This window comes from Pseudomonas sp. (genome assembly GCF_050739655.1).
In the GTDB taxonomy this organism is placed as follows: domain Bacteria; phylum Pseudomonadota; class Gammaproteobacteria; order Pseudomonadales; family Pseudomonadaceae; genus Aquipseudomonas.
In genome coordinates this window covers 1-1,324 of record NZ_JBOIBY010000091.1, presented here as the reverse complement: position 1 = coordinate 1,324, position 1,324 = coordinate 1, and the positions used below count along the sequence as shown (strand labels likewise).

General features: G+C 58.4%; 2 protein-coding genes. Both read left to right on the top strand.

Annotated elements, in window-relative coordinates:
- The first annotated feature begins 67 nt into the window (after positions 1-67).
- On the top strand, positions 68-1,078 hold the full coding sequence (gene dusB, locus ACRESJ_RS04870) for a tRNA dihydrouridine synthase DusB (protein ID WP_431756890.1): 1,011 nt from the start codon (positions 68-70) through the stop codon (positions 1,076-1,078).
- A partial coding sequence (locus ACRESJ_RS04865) for a DNA-binding transcriptional regulator Fis (protein ID WP_431756889.1) occupies positions 1,075-1,324 on the top strand: 250 nt, incomplete at its 3' end. The genes dusB and ACRESJ_RS04865, both read left to right, overlap by 4 nt.

The window sequence follows — 1,324 nt, the reverse complement described above, 5'->3', positions numbered from 1 at the left end:
CGAGAGCGGGTATCATGCCAACCCTTTTTCGAACTCTCATGATCCGGCCCCACAACAGGGAAGTCCTATGTCGGCGGTACGCATCGGTCCATACACATTACATAACAGCTTGATCCTCGCCCCCATGGCGGGTGTCACCGACCAGCCCTTTCGTCAGCTGTGCAAGCGCTTGGGCGCGGGACTAGTAGTCTCGGAAATGGTCACCAGCGACATGAGTTTGTGGAACACCCGCAAGTCGCGGATGCGCATGATCCACCAAGGTGATCCCGAGCCACGCTCGGTACAGATCGCCGGTGGTGATGCACAAATGCTGGCGGACGCGGCCCGGGCCAACGTCGAACTGGGTGCACAGATTATTGATATCAACATGGGCTGTCCGGCAAAAAAGGTCTGCAACAAGGCTGCCGGCTCCGCGCTGTTGAAAGATGAAGCGCTGGTAACCGAGATCCTGCAGGCCGTCGTGGCTGCGGTCGATGTGCCGGTTACGTTGAAGATCCGTACCGGTTGGGACCGGGACAACAAGAACGGCCTGACTGTGGCGAAGATTGCCGAACAGGCAGGCATCACAGCACTGGCGGTCCATGGCCGCACCCGTGCCGACCTGTACACCGGTGAAGCGGAGTACGACACCATCGCTGCGATCAAGCAGGCGGTGTCGATGCCGGTTTTTGCCAACGGCGATATTGATTCACCGGAAAAGGCCCGATACGTGCTCGACGCGACCGGTGCCGACGGCCTGCTGATTGGCCGGGCTGCCCAGGGGCGGCCATGGATTTTTCGCGAGATCGATCATTTTTTGCGTACCGGCGAGAAGCTCCCGGCGCTGGAACTGATCGAGGTGGAACGCATTCTGCTAGAGCATCTGGCTGCACTGCACGCCTTCTATGGAGACGTGATGGGTGTACGCATCGCTCGAAAGCATGTGGGCTGGTATCTCGCAACCTTGCCGGGCGCCAGGGAGTTTCGCGCCCACTTCAATCGTTTGGAAGATACGGAAGCACAATGCGCCAACGTTCAGGGCTTTTTCGCTGAACGTTACAAGAGCCTGACAGGGGACGGAGAAGGGGTGGCCGCATGACGATGATGACCGAGACTTTAGTGAGTGGAACAACACCCGTGAGCGACAACGTAAATTTGAAACAGCACCTCAATACCCCAAGCGAAGAAGGTCAGACCCTTCGCGGGAGTGTCGAGAAAGCGCTGCACAATTATTTCGCCCACCTTGAGGGCGCTGCCGTCACGGATGTGTACAACCTGGTGCTCTCCGAAGTCGAGGCTCCCCTGCTCGAGTGCGTGATGAACTACGTCAAGGGCAACCAGACCA

Excerpts from the sequence above, each read along its gene's own strand:
- dusB (WP_431756890.1), top strand. The coding sequence starts at position 68 with ATGTCGGCGGTACGCATCGGTCCATACACATTACATAACAGCTTGATC.